Below are 17,393 nucleotides of genomic sequence, written 5' to 3' on the forward strand. Positions count from 1 at the left end.
CCCTGGGGAGGGGCGTGGCTTCCGGAGGGTGCGCCGAGGGGCGCGCTCACGCTGGACCGGAGGTACGAATTCTCGCAGTCCTTCATACGGCGGGGAGCGCGTCGAGGGGGCGCGCTCCCCGCGGTTCTTTTCAGGGTCCTTCTTCGGACCCGCCCGCGTCGTGGACTACTTCGTGTCCGACGAGGGCATCATCTTGATGCGCTGGCCCTGGTCATCCGTCACCACGGAGCCGTCTGCCTTCTGCTGCTCGGTGGGCTGACCGACGGCGAAGCTGGCCACCTTCGTCAGGGGCACGCCCTGGAAGATGCCGCTCACCGTCACCACCAGGTGGGAGCGTCCGGCGCCCGGCGCGAAGGCCACGTCCAGGTTCGTGACGGCCGCCTTCTCCACGCTCACGCCCGTCACGGGCGAGGTGCTGCTGGTCACCTGGAGCCCGTCGACGCCGGAGACCTCCACCCGGACATCCTCGCCGGGGACCTGGAAGCGCAGCGAGACGGTGGCGCTGGTGTCGGACACCTTGGCGCCCACGTCCACGGGCGCGCTGAGCTTGGCGGTGGAGCCCGGGTGGTCGGCGCTGTCCGCCGGGGTGCTGCTCTTCGCCGGAGAGGTGCAGGCCAGGGGCGCCATCAGCGCCAGGAGGCCGGAGAGGACCGCGGAGGCAATGCGATTCATGGGTGCTCCTGGGAACGCGGGAGGAGTGAGAGGTCCGCTCATTGGCTGCTGATGGAGAGGGTGTAGTTGTAGTTGCCCGAGCCCTCGTCGGCCCAGCCCGTCGTGACCAGGACGTAGCGCCGGTCGGTCTGGCTGTTGAAGTCGAAGGTCTCCTTGCCGGTGGTGAAGCGGTCGGCCTCACCCGCCGTGGCGCCCTGCTGCAGGGCGAGGATGCTCACGTCCTCCGTGGAGTCGGCGGTGACGGTCATCCTGCGGCCATTGCCGGTGAAGACGTAGTACCGGTTCTGCTGCCGCTGGTTGAAGGGCTCGCCTCGGGTGAAGAAGTTGTTCTCCGAGAAGGGCACCGTCACGAACTTGTACATGCCATACAGGTCCGTGTCCCCCTCGCCCCACTCCGAGCGGATGGCGCCGATGTTGTAGTGCGCCGCGAGCCGGTCCACCGCGGCGGCGTCCACGCCCGGCTGGGCCTTGAGGCCGTGGATGAAGGAGCCGACGGTGGTCACCGCCTCCGTGGTGCGCTGCGGCCCCACCAGCACGTCATAGAGCGTGCCCAGGCTCAGGGACACCTGGTCGAACGGGGTCTCCGACAGCGTCGACTCGTCGTGCAGGTCGTAGAGGAAGCGCATGATGCTGAACTCGGAGAAGACGCCCGGGTTCGGGTCGTCCGTGGTCGTCGGCGGCGTCTCCAGGTCGAAGCCGAACGCGCCCAGCCGGGTGCCGCTCCAGAGCGTGTCCACGTAGATGGAGCTGGGCAGGAGCATGCCGGACAGCGCGTTGCCGTAGCCCTCGCCGAAGGCGATGCGCGGGTCCAGCACGTCGCCGGAGGAGTGCGGGCCACCGGGGTTGTCGGCGCGCGACAGGTTGGCCTCGAAGAAGTGCCCCCACTCGTGGACGATGACGTGGCTGTCGAACTCGTCGGTGTCCGCGCCCGCGAGGCCCAGCACGTAGACCTCGTTCTCGTTGGGGGAGAAGTGCGAGGTGCCAATCTGGCCCCGGGCCTTGTCGCCGTTCTGCGGGGCGTTGTTCGGGCTCCAGTTCACCTTGAGCGGCGGGAAGGGCACGGGGCGCTCCGCCAGGAAGGCGTGGGACGCGGTGTACATGGCGTCCAGGATGGCGAAGGGCGCCGCGACGCGCTGGTTGGCGGTGTAGCTGGAGCCGTTCCAGCCGTGGCCCGCGTGCAGGTCCTTGCTCGTGGTGCCGCCCTTGATTTGCGTCACCACCGCCCAGATGGCGTTGCCGTCGGTGTTGTCCTCCACCTGGATGTCCGGCGTGGTCGTCTTGGCGAGCGTGGCCAGCGTCACGTCGGCCTGGTCGCCGGCCGTGAAGGTGAGCTGGTAGCGGCCGTCGTCGTCGGTGGTCGCCGAGGCGAGCACCGTGCTGCCCCGGAGCACCTGCACGGTGGCGTTGCGCACGGGCTTGACGCTCACCTGGTTGAAGGCGAGCGAGCCCTGGCGCGTCGTCGGCGTGTAGACGGCCGGGACGGAGTCGAACGTCACCCGGCCCGTGAGGGTGGCCGTGACGGGCGTCCCCTCGTCCTTGTCGTCGTCACCCTCCTTGTCGGAACAACCGAGCACGGTGAGACCGAGCGCGAGTGCCAGCGTCGCGCCTGTGCGGGCCCACGCTGATTTGCGAGATACGTACATTCCGTCCTCCCCCTTCCTTTCGTCGCCTGAGATGGGTGGCGGGCCATTCTCGACGGGACGTCCGGGAACTTCAAACACGGAGGACCCGGAGAAGGCCGTGGGATGAGGCTTGTCCGTCGTGAGGGGCGGGTGCGGGACAGCATCCTGGCGGGCGTGCCCGTCTTCCGGGGCTCGGTGGGTTGGCCGACCTGGGGGTGGCGCGGAGGCCGGGTTGGCGGGGCCCGGGGGCGCGCCAATCATTGAGGAGGGCGTCACGCGCGGAGGGCGGGCGACCCCACGGCCCATCGCCTCCTCGCCATGCCCCACCCGACCGACAGCCCCGCGTCACCTCCCGAGGCCTCCCGGGACCTCGCCGGCGTCGAGCGGGCCCTGCGCGAGAGCGAGGAGAAGTACCGCACGCTCTACAACAACACGCCGGTGATGATGCACTCCATCGACCGGGCGGGCCGGCTGGTGAGTGTCAGCGACTGCTGGCTGGCCACGCTGGGCTACACGCGCGAGGAGGTGCTCGGCCGCGACTCCACGGAGTTCCTCACCGAGGAGTCGGCCCGGCGGGCGCGCGAGGAGGTGCTGCCGGCCTTCCACAGGACGGGCCGCTGCAAGGACGTGCCGTACCAGCTGGTGAAGAAGGACGGGACGCGGCTGGACGTGCTGCTGTCCGCCATCATGGAGCGCGACGTCTCGGGCGCCTGCGTGCGCTCCCTGGCGGTGCTGCTGGACGTCACCGAGCGCAAGCGCGCCGAGGAGGCGCTCCAGCAGAGCGAGCGGCAGCTGCGCGCCATCCTGGACAACGCCACCTCCGTCTTCTTCCTGCTCGACACCCACGGGCGCTACATCTTCGTGAACCGCCAGTGGGAGCTGATGTTCCGCCGCACGCGCGAGGAGGTCTTCGGCAAGACGGTGCACGACATCTTCCCGGAGGACAGCGCGAGAGAGTTCCAGGCGCTGAGCGAGCAGGTGCTGGAGCAGCGGCTGCCCGTGGTGCGCGAGGAGCGCGTCCCGCAGGAGGACGGCGTCCACACGCACATCACCCAGAAGTTCCCGCTCCTGGACGCGTCGGGTGTGCCCTACGCCGTCTGCGGCATCTCCACCGACATCACCGAGCGCAAGCGCCTGGAGGAGTCCCAGCGCTTCCTCGCGGAGGCGGGGCGGGAGCTGGGCACGTCGCTCGACTACGAGACGACGCTCCAGCGCGTCGCGGAGCTGACGGTGCCCCGTCTGGGGGACGTGTGCATCGTCTTCATGCCCGACGGCAGTCGCGGGCTGCACCCGGTGGCGGTGGCGGCGCGCTCGCCCGACGTGGAGCGCGAGGTGCGGGAGCTGCTCGAGGCGCATCCGCTGGTCCCCGGCGTGACGTACGGCCCGGTGGGGGTCATGGCGTCGGGGCGCTCGGAGTGCTCGCCGGTGCCCCATGGAATCCTGCGCGACGGAGGGCTGGGCTCACCGCGCTGGAGCCATGTGCGCGCGTGGGGCGGCAAGCCCTCGCTCAGCGTGCCCCTGCAGGCGCGCGGGCGGGGCCTGGGCGTGCTGACGCTCGTGTCGCGACAGGGGGCGCGGGCCTTCGGCGCGGACGAGGTGGCGCTGGCGGAGGAGCTCGGGCGGCGCGCGGGGTACGCCATCGACAACGCGCAGCTCTACCGCGAGTCCCAGGAGGCCATCCGCGTGCGCGACGAGTTCCTCTCCATCGCCTCGCACGAGCTGAAGACGCCGCTGACGTCCATGAAGCTGCGCATGCAGCAGATGGGCGCCCTCTTGTCGCGGCCCCGGGCGGACTCGGGCCTGCGCGCGCGGCTGTCCGGCATGCTGAACGTGTGCGAGAGCCAGCTGTCGCGGCTGTCCCGGCTGGTGGAGCACCTGCTGGATGTCTCGCGCATCAACGAGTCGCGGCTGTCCTTGCGCCTGGAGGACATGGACCTGGTCGCCGTCACGCGCGACGTGGTGGGCCACCTGCGTGAGCAGCTGGAGAAGGCGGGCTGCGAGCTGGTGCTGGACACCCCCGGGTCCCTGCCGGGCCGGTGGGACCGGCTGCGGCTGGAGCAGGTGCTGATGAACCTCCTGACGAACGCGGTGAAGTACGGCGCGGGCCGGCCCATCCGGCTGCGGCTGTCCGCCCACCACGACGAGCGGGTGTGGCTGAGCGTGGAGGACCACGGGATGGGCATCCCCCGCGAGTCGCAGGGGCGCATCTTCGAGCGCTTCGAGCGCGCCGCCTCACCCAACTACGGCGGCCTGGGCCTGGGCCTCTTCATCACCCGTCAAATCGCCCAGGCCCATGGCGGAGAGGTCTGGGTGGAGAGCGAGCCGGGGCGGGGCGCCCGCTTCGTCGTCGAGCTGCCCCGCTGGACTCACGGCAGCGGGCCTTCCACCAGCCGCAGCACGTCCGCCAACACGCCGGACGCCGTCACCGCCGCGCCCGCGCCATAGCCCCGGATGACCAGCGGCGTGGGGCTGTAGCGCTCCGACAGGAAGCTCAGCGCGTTCTCTCCGCCCTTCACCGCGGCCAGGGGGTTGGCGAGCGGCACGGCCTTGAGCCCCACCGAGCAGCCCTCGGGGCCGACGCTGCCCACGTACCGGAGCACCTTGCCTTCCGTGCGCAGCGCCTCCACCCGGCGCTGGAAGCCCTCGTCGAGCGACGGCAGCCGCGCGAGGAACGTGTCGAGCGGACCGGACGCGTCGAAGTCCTCGGGCAGGAGCGACTGGAGCGCCACTTCCTCCAGCTCCACGGGGCGGCCCAGCTCGCGCGCGAGGATGAGCACCTTGCGCGCCACGTCCGTGCCCTGCACGTCGTCGCGCGGGTCCGGCTCCGTGAAGCGCTTCTCCATGGCGGAGCCCACCGCGCGCGACAGCGGCACGCCTTCCTCCAGCAGGCCGAGGATGTACGACAGCGAGCCGGAGAGGATGCCCTCGATGCGGTGCACCTGGTCGCCGGTGCGCAGCATGTTCTTGAGCGTGTCGATGACGGGCAGGGCGGCGCCCACGTTCGTCTCGTACAGGAAGCGGCGCTGGTGCCGCGACGCCGTCTCGCGGATGGCGCGGTGGTGGGCCATGCGCCCCGCGTTGGCCTTCTTGTTCGCGGTGACGACGTGCAGCCCCGCGGCCAGGAGGGACGGGTAGGCGAGCGCCACGTCCTCGCTGCTGGTGCAGTCCACGAAGATGGGACGGCCGGGCCGCTTGGCCCGCACCTGCTCGCGGAAGGACTCCAGCGACGCGGGGGCGCGGCTTGCCTCCAGGCGCTCCTTCCACTCGCCCAGGGGGACCCCGCCCGGCTCGATGAGCGCGTGCCGGCTGTTGGCGATGGCGCACACGCGCAGGTCCACGCCCTGCGCGCGCAGGTGGGGGGCCTGCTGGCGCACCTGCCGCATCAGCTCCGCGCCCACGCTGCCCACGCCCGCCACGAAGAGCTCCACCACCTCCGTGGTGCCGAAGTAGCGGTGGTGCACGTGCGCCATGGCGCGCGGGCCGTCGGCCTCCGTGATGACGGCGGAGATGCTCCGCTCGCTGGAGCCCTGGGCAATCGCGGCGATGCTGCAGCCCACGTCGGCCAGGCCGCTGAAGAAGGTGCCCGCCACGCCCACGCGGTGGCGCATGCCGTCGCCGACGATGCTGAGCACGGCCAGCCGGCCCTGGCGCTCGATGGTGTCGACCTTGCCGGCCTCGCGCTCCACCTCGAACTCCGACTCCAGCGCCCGCACGGCGGCGTCGGCCTCCGACTGCTGCACGCAGAAGCTGATGGAGCACTCGCTGGAGCCCTGGGTGATGAGCACCACGGAGATGCCCGCGCGGGCCATGGACTCGAAGACGCGCGCGGCGGTGCCGGGCACGCCCTTGAGCCCCGCGCCGGCGATGTTGACCAGCGCCACGTCCTTGAGGAACGACAGGCCCCGCACCGGGTGCTCGGGTGGGGCGGCCCTGTCGGTGACGAGGGTGCCGGGGTGCTCGGGCTTGAAGCTGTTGCACACGCGCACGGGGATGCCGCGCTCGCGCGCCGGGGCAATCGTCTTGGGGTGCAGCACCTTGGCGCCGAAGTAGGCCAGCTCCATCGCCTCCTCGAAGCTCACCTCCGCCAGCGGGAAGGCTTCAGGGACCAGGCGCGGGTCGGCGCTGTAGATGCCGTCCACGTCCGTCCAGATCTCCAGCAGCGCCGCGTCCAGCGCCGCCGCCGCCAGCGCCGCCGAGTAGTCCGAGCCGCCGCGTCCCAGGGACATCGTCTTGCCGCGCGCGTCACCGCCGAAGAAGCCCGGCATCAGCAGGAGCCCCGGCCCCTGGGCGTCGCGCAGCGGGGCGAACCTGGCGCGAATCTCGTCCATGCGCGGCGTGGCCTGCAGCGGGTCCCCCGCGCAGATGAGCACCTGCCTGGGGTCCACCAGGTGGGGAGACAGCTTGCGCGCGGACAGGAGCGCCTCCAGCACCAGGCACGAGGCGCGCTCGCCCAGGCCCGACAGGTGCGCGAGCACCGACGGCGAGCACTCGCGCAGCAGCCCCACGCCCTGCAAGAGCCCGCGCAGCTCGGTGGAGATGGCGGCGAGCCCCAGCTCCAGCGGGGCCAGCGCCTCCAGCTCTCCGCCCAGCTCCCGGGCGATGCCCAGGTGCGTCTGCTCGAAGCGCGACAGGGGCTCCTCCACCGAGCTGCCCTCCTGCGCGAGCCGGGCGGTGTCCACCAGGAGGTTGGTGATGCCACAGACGGCCGAGGCCACCACGCACACGCGTGTCTCCTGACGTGCCCGGGCGACCAGGTCCACCACGCGCCGCATCTGCGCGGTGCCGCCCACGCTGGTGCCGCCGAACTTCATCACCCGCATGACGGCACCTCGCTCGGGAGCAGGCGGCCGAGGGACACGGGCGGGCGGGGCGTCGTCGTCGGGGTCTGGGTCTGCATGGGGTTCCTGGTGGGTGGAGGGAAACGAAAAAAGCCCCGCGCCGGGGAGCGCGGGGCCTGGGTCGGAAGGACAGCGATTCCGAGCTAGACCGCCCGCGCTCCGCGGGTCGTCGTGTGCGTCGTCGTCGTCGTGGAGGTGAAGGTCGCCGCGCGCGCGGAGGTCCGGGACGTCCATCCCGAGGTCCACGCGAGGTCGAGGCCGATGCCGTTCACGAACCCGAACGCTGACCGATGAGCCCGGTGCGAGTCAAGCCGCCCTCCCGGACGGGGGGACGACGGCTCACCCACCCGCCACGTCCCACTCCACGCGGTGCAGCGTCAGCGCCTCCTGCTTGCCCTTCACGTGGGTGGGGGGCAGCGTCGTCAAGGGCCAGCGCGACTCGCGCAGCCTCACGCGCGTGGCCTCGGAGAGCACCACCTGGCCCGCCTTCGCCACGCCGCACACCCGACTGGCCACGTTGGTGACGTCCCCGAGCGTGGCGTACTGGAGGTAGTGCTCGGAGCCGATGTTGCCGGCGGCGGCCGGGCCGCTGTTGAGGCCCACGTGGATGCGCAGCTCCGGCTGTCCCCGGGCCCGGAAGCGCGCGTTGAGCCCCGCAAGCTCGCGCTGCATGTCCACCGCCGCGCGCACGGCCCGGTCCGCGTCGTCCTCGCGCGAGAAGGGCGCGCCCCACACCGCCATCAGCGCATCGCCGATGTACTTCTCCAGCGTCCCCTCGTGACGGAAGACCACGTCCGCCATCACCGGGAAGTACGCGTTGAGCATGTCCACCACGTCCCGGGGGCCGCGCGAGGAGGACAGGGGCGTGAAGTCGGAGATGTCCGCGAAGAGCACCGTCACCTCCGTCTCCACCACCTCCAGCGCCGTGCCGGGCGAGGCATGCAGCCTGCGCACGACGGCGGGCGGGAAGAAGCGCAGGTACGTGTTGCGCAGCACCGCCTCCTCCTCCAGCCGCCGCGTCAGCCGCGCGTTGTCCAGCGCCACCGCCGCCTGGTGGGCGAAGGCGGTGAGGAACTCCAGGTCGGCCTCCGTGAACAGGCCCCCGTGCGAGCGGTTGTCCACGTACAGCACGCCCAGCCACGTGTCCCGGGACTTGAGCGGCACGCACATGGCGGAGTGGATGGACTGCGCGCGGATGGAGACGGAGCTGTCCAGCCGCACGTCCTGCTGGGCGTTGGCGAAGAGCGCCGCCAGGCCGTGCTTGCGCACGGAGTCGACGATGTGCTGGCTGTGGAAGCGCTCGGAGAGCACCTCGCCGGTGGCGGCGCGCGCCACGCGGGGACGCAGCTCGCCGGTGGCCTCGTCCACGAGCAGCAGCGCGGCCCGGTCCACGCCGAGCACGCGGAAGACGAGCTGGAGGATGCGCTCCAGCAGCGAGTCGAGCGAGCCGGGCGACGACAACAGCTGCGCCACCGCGAGCAGCACCTGGAGCCGCTCGCGCGTCGCGTCCGCCTCCGGCTCCGGGCGCACCCGCAGGCGCGGCGCGTCCAGGGACAGCTCACCGGGCGCAGGCGAGAAGCGCGTGTCCAGGGTGCGCGTGTGCAGCGGGCTCAGCCCCGCGTCCAGGTCGGGGTCCGCCGCGAGGAGCTGGAACCACACCTCGCCGCAGCGGAAGGCCTGGCCCGCGTCGAGCTCATGGCGCTCCACGCGCTGCTCGCCGACGAAGGTGCCGTTCTTGCTGCCCTGGTCCACCAGCACCACGCGCGAGCCCTCGCGCTCCAGGCGCGCGTGCCTGCGCGACAGGCTTTTGTGGAGCACGCAGACGGAGCTCTCCTCCGTCCTGCCGATGGTGGTGACGCCCTCGGGGAGCAGCAGCTCCTGCTCGCCCTCCCGCCCAGGGTTGAGGATGAGGCGCATGGCGCCCGGGATGCTACACCCGCCCGCGGGCCTCCCGAAGGAAGTGGCCGGCGCGGGCGGGGAGGGTGGCGGGCCCTCAGCCCACCAGGCGGACGACGACCTGGGTCATCCCGTAGATGAGCAGCGCCATCAGCGCGGACGCGGGGATGGTGAACACCCAGGCCCAGATGATGCGGCCCGCCACGCCCCACTTCACCGCGCGCCAGCCGCGCGTGGAGCCCACGCCGACGATGGCGCCGGTGATGGTGTGGGTGGTGGACACGGGGATGCCCAGCTCCGCCAGCGCGATGATGGTGACGCCGCCGCCGGTCTCCGCGCTGAACCCGCCGATGGGCGCCAGCTTCGTCAGGCTGTGGCCCATGGTGCGGATGATGCGCCAGCCGCCGAAGAACGTCCCCAGCGCGATGGCCGCGTGACAGGAGATGATCATCCACCAGTCGATGTGGAACGGACGGTCCGCCCAGATGGTGCCGAAGAGCACCACGGCGATGATGCCCATCACCTTCTGCGCGTCGTTGGTGCCGTGGCTGTAGGAGAAGATGGCGGACGAGACGAGCTGGAGCCGGCGGAACCAGACGTCCACCACGCGCGGCGTCTGCTTGTGCACCACCCAGGTGCTCACCAGCATCAGCGTCATGCCCAGCGTGGTGCCGATGAGCGGCGAGAGCACGATGAAGGCGGCGATCTTCGCGATGCCCGCGCCCATCAGGCCCTTGAGCCCCAACACCGGCAGCGTCGCGCCAATCATGCCGCCCGCCAGCGCGTGCGAGGACGACGACGGCAGCCCCCACCACCACGTGAGCAGGTTCCAGGCGATGGCGCCCATCAGCGCCGCGAAGATGACCGACAGCACCGCGGTGGGGCCCGTGGCGCGCAGCATCTCGAAGTTGATGATGCCCTTGCCCATGGTGTTGGCGACATGGACACCGCCGCCGAAGGCGGCCACGAAGTTGAAGAAGGCGGCCCACGCCACGGCCAGGTTCGGTGACAACACCCGGGTGGACACCACGGTGGCGATGGAGTTCGCCGCGTCGTGGAAGCCGTTGATGAAATCGAAGATGAGCGCCACTCCGACGATGACGATGACGGCCGCGAGTAGCATCTCAGGAGTGCTCCAGCACCACGCCTTCGATGACGTTCGCCACGCCCTGACACTTGTCCGTGGCGGTCTCGATGAGGTCGTAGATCTCCTTCCACTTGATGATGGTCAGAGTGTCGACCCCGCTCTTGAACAGCCGGCCCAGGCCCGAGCGAAGCACTTCGTCCGCCTGCGTCTCCAGGCGCTTGATCTCCTTGCAGCCGGCGAGGATCTGCTCCGGCTTCTTGATGAGCCGCAGCGCCGCCACCACCTCCTGCACCTTCTCGGCGGACAGCACCAGGAGCCGCGCCAGCTCCGTCGCGTCCGGCAGGCTGCTCTGGATTTCGTAGTAGTGCAGCCGTGACGCAGCCGCGTTCGCCAGGTCCAGCACGTCGTCGATGCGCGACAGCAGCGAGTGGATCTGCCCTCGGTCGAACGGGGTGATGAACTGCTTGTGCAGACGGTTGAAGGCGGTATGGGTGACCTCGTCACCCTGGTGCTCCACGTCCTTGAGCGCCTGGACCCGCCTGGGCACGTCCGTGTAGTCGCTGAGCAGTTCGTGAAGCATCTTCGCGCCCTGCACTGTGGCGGCGCACTGTTTGTCGAAGTCGTCGAAGAACTCGTCCGACTTGGGCATCAGCCTTTCGAGCATCGCTTCCCTCCCGGATGGGGGCATGCCCCGGGTGTCACCTTCGTGTGACACAGCCGAGGCGGCCCGTGACTACCTCACCTGGAGAGAATCGCCAGCCTTCCTTTTTGACTTGCAACGGAATGCCGGGCTCGGGAGCCCCGAGTCTCGCTGTATCGAGCCATTAGCCCGCCAGCGGGAGGGGCCCCCAGGTCTACAGGTGGGGAAGCAGCGCCTGTTCCAGCTTCGCCTGGGGCATGGCGCCCAGGAGTTGCTGGACGACCTGGCCGTCCTTGAAGAGCAGCAGGGCGGGGACGGAGCGGATGTTGTAGCGCTGGGCCGTCTCCTGGTTCGCGTCCACGTCCAGCTTCGCCACCTTCAGGCGGCCCCGGTACTCGGTGGCGAGCGCGGCCACGGTGGGGGCGATGGCGCGGCACGGTGGGCACCAGGCGGCGGTGAAGTCCACCAGCACCGGCTCCTTCGACTCGAGCACCTCCTGGTGGAACCGCGCGTCGCCCAGCTCGATGACGTCCGTGGCCATGTCCTGTCCTCCTGCGTTGGAGGCGCGGCGTCGGGGCCGTGCCTCGGTTCGAGCAGGACATGTAGTGGCCGGGGGGCTCGGAGACGAGCGTCCCTCACGGAACGCGAGGTTGCGTGAAGGGCCCTCAACGTCTCCGGGGGGAAGGGGCCTCCACCTCCCAGGGCAGCGACGCGCCGCGCTCCGAGAGCAGCGCGAGGAAGGCGCGCAGCTTGGGTGGGAGCTGGCGGCTGCTCGGGTAGACGGCGAACACGGGGAGGCCCGGCGGCGTCGCCGCCTCCAGGACGGGGACGAGCAGGCCGCTGCGCACGTCGTCGACGACGAGGGAGGCGGGCAGGCGGACCACGCCCAGGCCCGCGCGGGCGGCGGCCTGTCCCGCGCGCACGCTGGGGACGCGGAGGCGGCCGGTGACGGGGTGGCTTGAGGCCTCGCGGCCCTCGCCGAAGAACCAGACCTCGTCGGTACGGGGCTCGGCGAGCACGACGCAGGCATGGCCCTGGAGGTCGGCGGGGGTGCGGGGTGTGCCCTGGCGGGCGAGGTACGCGGGGCTGGCGTAGTAGCCGGTGCGCAGCCGCCCGAGCTTCCTGGCCACCAGCGACGAGTCGGCGAGCGGGCCGGTGCGCAGCGCCACGTCGTACTCCTCGGCGATGAGGTCGACGTGGGCCTCGGCGAGCGCCAGCTCCACGCGCAGCAGCGGGTGGTGCAGGAGCAGCTCCGCGATGAGCGGGGTGAGCAGCTCGCCCAGCAGGGAGAGGGTGGCGATGCGCAGGGTGCCCTGGGGCGTGGCGCGGGACTCGCCCAGGGCGCGGTTCACCTCGCGGGCCTCGGAGACCAGCCGCGCGCAGTGGACATGGTAGTCGCGCCCCGCCTCGGTGAGGCGCAGGTGGCGCGCGTTGCGCTCCAGCAGGCGGACCCCGAGCCGCGCCTCGAGCGCGGAGAGGCGGCGGCTCACGGTGGACTTGCGCAATCCCAGCCGCAGGGCCGCGGCGGTGAGCCCTCCGGAGGTGACCACCTCGGTGAAGAGCAGCATGTCGTCCAGCAGGGGCGGGCTCGGAGGCACGGGGGGAGCCTAGCCGGGGAGGTCGTCCGGCTCCTCGCTCTTCGGGCCTCCGGGCGTCACTGGGGGGTGGGCAGGGGAGAAAAAGCCGGGTAGATGCAGGACGTTTCCCAGGTCCTGCCCATGATGCCCTCAAGCCCCATGCCGTTGTGTGTCGCGCCGATGATGGACTGGACGGACCGGAACTGCCGGTACTTCCACCGCCAGATCAGCCAGCACACGCTCCTGTACACGGAGATGTTGACCACGGGCGCCGTGCTCCACGGCGACCGCGAGCGGCTGCTGGGCTACGAGGCGGCCGAGCACCCGGTGGCCATCCAGCTGGGGGGCTCGGAGCCAGAGGCGTTGGCGGAGGCGGCGCGCATCGCCGAGTCGTGGGGCTACGACGAGGTGAACCTGAACGTGGGCTGCCCCAGCGACAGGGTGCAGTCAGGCCGCTTCGGCGCGTGTCTGATGGCGGAGCCGGAGCTGGTGGCGCGGCTGGTGGGCGCGATGCGCTCGGCGGTGAGCATCCCGGTGACGGTGAAGTCGCGCATCGCCATCGACGAGCTGGAGGAGTGGCCCACGCTGGAGCGCTTCGTGCGGCTGATTGCGGCGGAAGGGTGCACGCGCTTCATCGTGCATGCGCGCAAGGCGTGGCTCCAGGGACTGAGCCCCAAGGAGAACCGCGACGTGCCGCCGCTGCGCTACGACCTGGTGCACCGGCTCAAGCAGGAGCTGCCGCACCTGGACATCAGCATCAACGGCGGCATCAAGACGCTGGACGCGGCGGCCGAGCACCTGAAGCACGTGGACGGGGTGATGATTGGCCGCGCCGTCTACGAGAACCCGTACCTCCTGGCGGAGGCGGACCGCCGCTTCTTCGGCGCGACCCAGGCGCCGCGCGAGCGCCACGAGGTGGTGGAGGCGATGCTCCCGTACATCGAGCGCCGCCGGCAGCAGGGCGCGCCGCTGAGCGCGGTGACGCGGCACATGCTGGGCCTGTTCCAGGGCCTGCCGGGCGCGCGCGCGTGGCGACGGCACCTGAGCGAGAACGCGCACAAGGCCGGCGCTGGGCCCGAGGTGGTGGTGGCCGCGCTCGCCAAGGTGCGCCGCGAGCCCGACGCGGTCGTCGCGGCCTGAGCGGCGCGGACCCGAAAGGGCGCGGTGCGCTGCGTGCCTGCCGTCGCCGTATCGTCCCTTAAAGGCGCATGCACGGAGGGACTTCTGGCGGAGGCTCGCCGAGGGACGTCTTGAACGCGACGCCGCCATGGCGGCTCTCGCGACGTGTCCCCCCCGCGGGGTTTGGGCTGCTCGCGCCCAGCCCTCAGCGCGGCGCCAGTCGCCCTATCTTCCCCACCTCCTGCGCGAACCACAGCGCGCCATCCGGCCCGGAGCAGATTCCATGCGGCTCCGCCTTCGCGGTGGGGATGGCGTACTCCGTGACTTCGCCCGAGGTCGTCATCCGTCCGAGGTGATTGCTTCCCCACTGGGTGAACCAGAGCGCGCCGTCGGCGCCCGTGACGATGGCGTGAGGCTTCGCGCCGGTCCGAAGCAACGGATGCTCGGTGATGCCCCCGTCGAGCCCGATGCGCCCGATGCGGTCCGCGAGGAGCTCCACGAACCACAGCGCCTCATCCGGCCCCCGCGTGATTCCCACGGGGCCCGCCTTCGGCGTGGGCAGCGCGAACCCGGAGACCTGCCCGTCCACCGTGATTCGCCCGATGCGATTGCTCGCGTTCTGCGTGAACCAGAGCGCCCCATCCGGTCCGGAGGTGATGAACGACGGGTAGCTGCCGGCCTCGAGCGCGAACTCGGTGACGGCGCCCTCCACGGTGATTCGCCCCAGCCGATGCGTCGACAGCTGCGTGAACCAGAGCGCGCCGTCGGGCCCCGCGCAGAGCCCGAACGGGCCAGCCCCCTCTGTCGGCAGCGGGAACTCACGCACCTCGCCGCGCGTCGTCACCCGGCCGATGCGGTTCGCCTTCTGCTGCGTGAACCAGAGCGCGCCGTCGGGCCCCGCGGTGATGACGGAGGGCCCCGAGTCCGGCGTCGGCAGCGCGAAGGTCGTCACCGCGCCGTCCAGTTCGATGCGTCCCACGCGGCCCGCGTGCACCTCCGTGAACCAGAGCGCGCCGTCAGGCCCGGCGCAGATTCCATAGGGCCCGGTTCCAGCCGCCGTGAGCGGGTACTCCGTGATGCGTCCAGGGGCCTGCGTCATCGGATGTCTCCCGGAGGTCGAGCGCGAGGTGGAGGCCTGGACCCTCGCCCGGACGTGATACCTCGTCCAGCGTCACCTCGCCCCGCGCGAGCGCGTGTTCCCTCCACGACAGACACGACGAAGCCCGGGCCCTCACCTCGAGGACCCGGGCTCGCGGGGGTGAAACCGTGCTGGCTCAGCCGATGACGAGCTCGCCCGACAGGGGCTTCTTGCCCTCGTCCATGAAGAGCCCGAAGTAGCTCTGCGCCAGCTTGTACTCGTTGTACGCCGGCGAGCACGCCATGTTGCGCACCGCCATCAGCGGGTCATTGGGCTTGCCGTCGTAGTCGGTGAGCAGGACGTTGATGCCCATGTGCCCGCCGTTCTGCGCCTGGATGCCGGAGCGGCGCTGCATCTCCTCGATGTCGTCGGCCGTCAGGTTGAGGGTGATCGGCTTGTCGTGCTCGCGCGCGGCCTTCGCCTTGTCGGCGTCACCGGTGAACGAGTACACGAGCAGCTCGCGCGCGTTGTCGTCCTTGGTGTCGAACTTCATCGCGAACTTCTCCGAGCCGGGGACGAGCTTGCCGTCCTTGTCGTACTTCTGCTCGAGGGTGATGTCCGGGTGGTCACCGCCGTAGGTGATGTCGGACGTCAGCGACTTCGTCCCATCCGGGTGGTGCGTGATGAGGTAGTCGCCGGTGTTGGTGGTGCCGTCGGTCTCGATGCTGAAGGGCCCCACGTCGATGCCCACCTTGCCGCCCGTCGACTCGTAGTTGATCTTGTCGAAGCGCAGCGTGTTGGACACGCCCGGGCCTTCCTTCTCCGGCATCCGGCCGTCCTTGGCGAAGGCCTCGAAGGCCTTCTGGCCCTCGGGGTTGCCCAGGTCGAACTCGGCGGTGCGCAGCTTGTACTCCTTGAGCGTGTCCTCGCGGCCCATGCTCACGGAGACGGGGCCGGCGCCCAGCGTCACCTTGCCGTTGTTCTCGATGAACTCCGTGGGGCCCGTCGTCATCGACAGCTTGTCGCCCGCGCGGCTCACCTCGATGGACATGCCCTTGCCGCTCTTGACGTCGCCGGAGATGCCCAGCTCCACCGCGTGGTAGGACAGGCCCACGTCCAGCCCGTAGCCGGTGAACTGGCTCTGCTCCATCTTGATGGACGTGCCATCCGGAATCGTCTCCGGGTTGAGCGGGTGCGGCGGCGCGATTTCACCGCGCTTGAGCTTCTCGAAGTCCGCCTCCGTCATCTTCACTTCGTACGTCATGCTCTTGCCGGCCTCGACGCTGCCCTCCACGGACGCGCCCACGCCGACCTTGGCCTTCTTGAACTCCACTGAGCCCGACGCGGACACGGACGTCTCCGCGTTGATGGACACGGTGACGAAGCCGTCCTCCTTCTTCACGTCCTTCTCGAGCGTGTCGCTGAACTCCACGGACACGGGGCCCGCCTGGCCCGGGATGGTGGTCTCGTGCGGCTGCACGTTGGCCGCGTCCGGCACGCTGCCCACGTCCGCCGGGTAGTCGGCCACCATCATCTGCTGCAGCTCGGGGGACACGTTCGCGTCCGCCAGCGCCTGGGCGCGCTCGGGCGAGCCCGCCTCGGTGCCGAACACCTTGGCCGCGGTGGTGCCGGGGAGGGAGCCCGCCTCGCTGTAGTGCGAGTTGCCCTGGAGGTACGACTTCATGTCGTCCCAGCTCTTGCCGTTGCTGGGGTCCAACACGCGCTCGCCCTGGCGCACGACGACGTGGCCCGACTGGCCCTCGGCGCCCGCGCGCGAGTCCTTCAGGAACACCAGGTCCGAGCGACCCTGCAGCTCCGGCGAGGACTTGTTGATGAAGTCCGCGGCCTTGTCCAGGCAGTTGACCTTGGCGTCCTTGCTGTCTTCCGTGAACAGCGACGTCGAGGGGGCCCCCTGGCCATCCAGCTTCAGCTTGTTCTTCGCGCCCGCGGGCTCGAAGGTGGACACGTCCTTCTTCTGCGCGGCCAGCTTCTTGGCCGCCTCCGCGGCCTTCTTCGCGGCCTCCGCGGCAGCCTGCCGAGCCGCCTCCGCCGCCCTGCGCGCCGCCTCTTCCGCGGCCCTGCGCGCGGCCTCCGCCGCCCTGCGTGCCGCCTCTGCTGCTCCACCGTCACCAACGCGTCCAGTTCCCATGGGGTGTGGGCTCCTAGCTGCCGTACGAGATTCCCAATTCTCGGGAGTCGACGCGCCGGGTTGCGGATGGCGAGGAGTTTCCGGGTGTTACCCGCGAGATTCGGCCCGGGAGTGAAGCCCTGGCGCTCATCCCGTGCGGATGTGGAGGTGCTTCAGCGCCGGGGCGGGCTGGCGCGGAAGCGCTGGAGCTTGGTGCGGTTGCCGCACACGGCCATGGAGCACCACCGGCCGGAGCGGTTCTTGGAGGTGTCGTAGAAGGCCTCCTGGCACGCGCCCGCGGCGCACACCTTCATCCGGGGCCAGTGTCTATCGCGCTGGGTGGAGACGATGGCGGCGAACAGGGCGCCCAGGGCCTTCCAGCCGCCGGTGGCCGCGGGGCGCAGCGACACGCCGTCCTGGCCGAAGCCCACGGTGAGGGGGCTGGAGGCGGCGACGCGCTCCAGCGTCTTCAAATCCGAGGCGGCCAGGGGCTCGCCGGTGTGGGAGAGGAGCACTGCGCGCAGGGCCTCGCGGGCGTCGATGGCGGCGCGGAAGGCGTCCGGGGAGAAGGTGTCCGAGGCCGCCACCAGGCCCCGTGCGCGGCACCAGGCGTCGAGCGCGGCCGGGGTGGGCACGGCGTCGACGAGCTTCTCCACGTCGAGCGTGTTGACGAACTCGAGGAGCAGGACGACGTCCGTGGGAAGTCCGGGGCTGCGCGCATCGGCCATGCGGTGGG

13 protein-coding genes are annotated in these 17,393 nt (G+C 70.9%); 2 read left to right on the plus strand and 11 right to left on the minus strand.

The window, feature by feature from the left end; translation table 11 throughout:
- Positions 1-165 precede the first annotated feature (165 nt).
- Together K8625_RS34465 and K8625_RS34470 are read right to left on the minus strand one after the other, a co-directional pair.
- Positions 166-672, minus strand: a complete 507-nt coding sequence (locus K8625_RS34465) for a hypothetical protein (RefSeq protein WP_223785072.1) — start codon at positions 670-672, stop codon at positions 166-168.
- Between the two features lie 38 nt (positions 673-710).
- On the minus strand, positions 711-2,315 hold the full coding sequence (locus tag K8625_RS34470; protein ID WP_223751240.1) for a hypothetical protein: 1,605 nt from the start codon (positions 2,313-2,315) through the stop codon (positions 711-713).
- A 297-nt stretch (positions 2,316-2,612) separates the two neighbouring features.
- Here K8625_RS34470 and K8625_RS34475 point away from each other — a divergent pair, with 297 nt between their 5' ends.
- Positions 2,613-4,739 carry a PAS domain S-box protein gene (locus K8625_RS34475; RefSeq protein ID WP_223785073.1) on the plus strand — a complete coding sequence of 709 codons (2,127 nt, stop codon included), beginning with the start codon at positions 2,613-2,615 and terminating at the stop codon, positions 4,737-4,739.
- Here the strand turns inward: K8625_RS34475 and thrA are convergent.
- The 6 genes from thrA to K8625_RS34505 form a co-directional block, all read right to left on the minus strand.
- Positions 4,661-7,114 (minus strand): bifunctional aspartate kinase/homoserine dehydrogenase I, encoded by a 2,454-nt coding sequence (gene thrA, locus K8625_RS34480; protein ID WP_223785074.1) that lies wholly within the window; start codon positions 7,112-7,114, stop codon positions 4,661-4,663. The genes K8625_RS34475 and thrA overlap by 79 nt on opposite strands.
- Positions 7,115-7,471: 357 nt before the next feature.
- On the minus strand, positions 7,472-9,049 hold the full coding sequence (locus tag K8625_RS34485; protein WP_223751243.1) for an adenylate/guanylate cyclase domain-containing protein: 1,578 nt from the start codon (positions 9,047-9,049) through the stop codon (positions 7,472-7,474).
- A gap of 76 nt (positions 9,050-9,125) precedes the next feature.
- The gene (locus tag K8625_RS34490) at positions 9,126-10,151 is read right to left on the minus strand and encodes an inorganic phosphate transporter (RefSeq protein WP_141330118.1); all 1,026 of its coding nucleotides are present in this window, start codon (positions 10,149-10,151) and stop codon (positions 9,126-9,128) included.
- Between the two features lies 1 nt (position 10,152).
- Positions 10,153-10,779 carry a DUF47 domain-containing protein gene (locus K8625_RS34495; RefSeq protein ID WP_223751244.1) on the minus strand — a complete coding sequence of 209 codons (627 nt, stop codon included), beginning with the start codon at positions 10,777-10,779 and terminating at the stop codon, positions 10,153-10,155.
- A 190-nt stretch (positions 10,780-10,969) separates the two neighbouring features.
- Positions 10,970-11,296 carry a thioredoxin gene (trxA, locus tag K8625_RS34500; RefSeq protein WP_223785075.1) on the minus strand — a complete coding sequence of 109 codons (327 nt, stop codon included), beginning with the start codon at positions 11,294-11,296 and terminating at the stop codon, positions 10,970-10,972.
- Positions 11,297-11,420: 124 nt separating this feature from the next.
- Complete coding sequence (locus tag K8625_RS34505; protein ID WP_255666194.1) at positions 11,421-12,323, minus strand: LysR family transcriptional regulator; 903 nt, start codon at positions 12,321-12,323, stop codon at positions 11,421-11,423.
- A gap of 150 nt (positions 12,324-12,473) precedes the next feature.
- On the opposite strand from K8625_RS34505, the gene dusA reads away from it, so the two are divergent.
- A complete protein-coding gene (gene dusA / locus K8625_RS34510) occupies positions 12,474-13,472 on the plus strand; it encodes a tRNA dihydrouridine(20/20a) synthase DusA (RefSeq protein WP_223751318.1) in 999 nt (332 codons plus the stop codon).
- 184 nt (positions 13,473-13,656) lie between these two features.
- Here the strand turns inward: dusA and K8625_RS34515 are convergent, their stop codons facing one another.
- From K8625_RS34515 to K8625_RS34525, 3 genes are all read right to left on the minus strand, one after another.
- Entirely contained in the window at positions 13,657-14,550 is an 894-nt protein-coding gene (locus tag K8625_RS34515) for a Virginiamycin B lyase (RefSeq protein WP_223751247.1), read from the minus strand.
- A 175-nt stretch (positions 14,551-14,725) separates the two neighbouring features.
- Entirely contained in the window at positions 14,726-16,678 is a 1,953-nt protein-coding gene (locus K8625_RS34520; protein ID WP_223785077.1) for a hypothetical protein, read from the minus strand.
- Between the two features lie 152 nt (positions 16,679-16,830).
- Positions 16,831-17,385: a CGNR zinc finger domain-containing protein gene (locus K8625_RS34525; RefSeq protein WP_223785078.1), complete on the minus strand. Its 555-nt coding sequence runs from the start codon at positions 17,383-17,385 to the stop codon at positions 16,831-16,833.
- Between the last annotated feature and the right edge of the window lie 8 nt (positions 17,386-17,393).

Origin of the sequence: Myxococcus sp. AS-1-15 (assembly GCF_020037055.1) — a bacterium.
GTDB classification, from domain to species: Bacteria; Myxococcota; Myxococcia; order Myxococcales; family Myxococcaceae; genus Myxococcus; species Myxococcus fulvus.

Coding starts and splice junctions, on each gene's coding strand:
- K8625_RS34515 (WP_223751247.1), bottom strand. CDS start 14,550: ATGACGCAGGCCCCTGGACGCATCACGGAGTACCCGCTCACGGCGGCT.
- K8625_RS34495 (WP_223751244.1), bottom strand. CDS start 10,779: ATGCTCGAAAGGCTGATGCCCAAGTCGGACGAGTTCTTCGACGACTTC.
- K8625_RS34475 (WP_223785073.1), top strand. CDS start 2,613: ATGCCCCACCCGACCGACAGCCCCGCGTCACCTCCCGAGGCCTCCCGG.
- trxA (WP_223785075.1), bottom strand. CDS start 11,296: ATGGCCACGGACGTCATCGAGCTGGGCGACGCGCGGTTCCACCAGGAG.
- K8625_RS34470 (WP_223751240.1), bottom strand. CDS start 2,315: ATGTACGTATCTCGCAAATCAGCGTGGGCCCGCACAGGCGCGACGCTG.
- K8625_RS34465 (WP_223785072.1), bottom strand. CDS start 672: ATGAATCGCATTGCCTCCGCGGTCCTCTCCGGCCTCCTGGCGCTGATG.
- K8625_RS34490 (WP_141330118.1), bottom strand. CDS start 10,151: ATGCTACTCGCGGCCGTCATCGTCATCGTCGGAGTGGCGCTCATCTTC.
- K8625_RS34505 (WP_255666194.1), bottom strand. CDS start 12,323: ATGCTGCTCTTCACCGAGGTGGTCACCTCCGGAGGGCTCACCGCCGCG.
- K8625_RS34525 (WP_223785078.1), bottom strand. CDS start 17,385: ATGGCCGATGCGCGCAGCCCCGGACTTCCCACGGACGTCGTCCTGCTC.
- K8625_RS34520 (WP_223785077.1), bottom strand. CDS start 16,678: ATGGGAACTGGACGCGTTGGTGACGGTGGAGCAGCAGAGGCGGCACGC.
- K8625_RS34485 (WP_223751243.1), bottom strand. CDS start 9,049: ATGCGCCTCATCCTCAACCCTGGGCGGGAGGGCGAGCAGGAGCTGCTG.
- thrA (WP_223785074.1), bottom strand. CDS start 7,114: ATGCGGGTGATGAAGTTCGGCGGCACCAGCGTGGGCGGCACCGCGCAG.
- dusA (WP_223751318.1), top strand. CDS start 12,474: ATGATGCCCTCAAGCCCCATGCCGTTGTGTGTCGCGCCGATGATGGAC.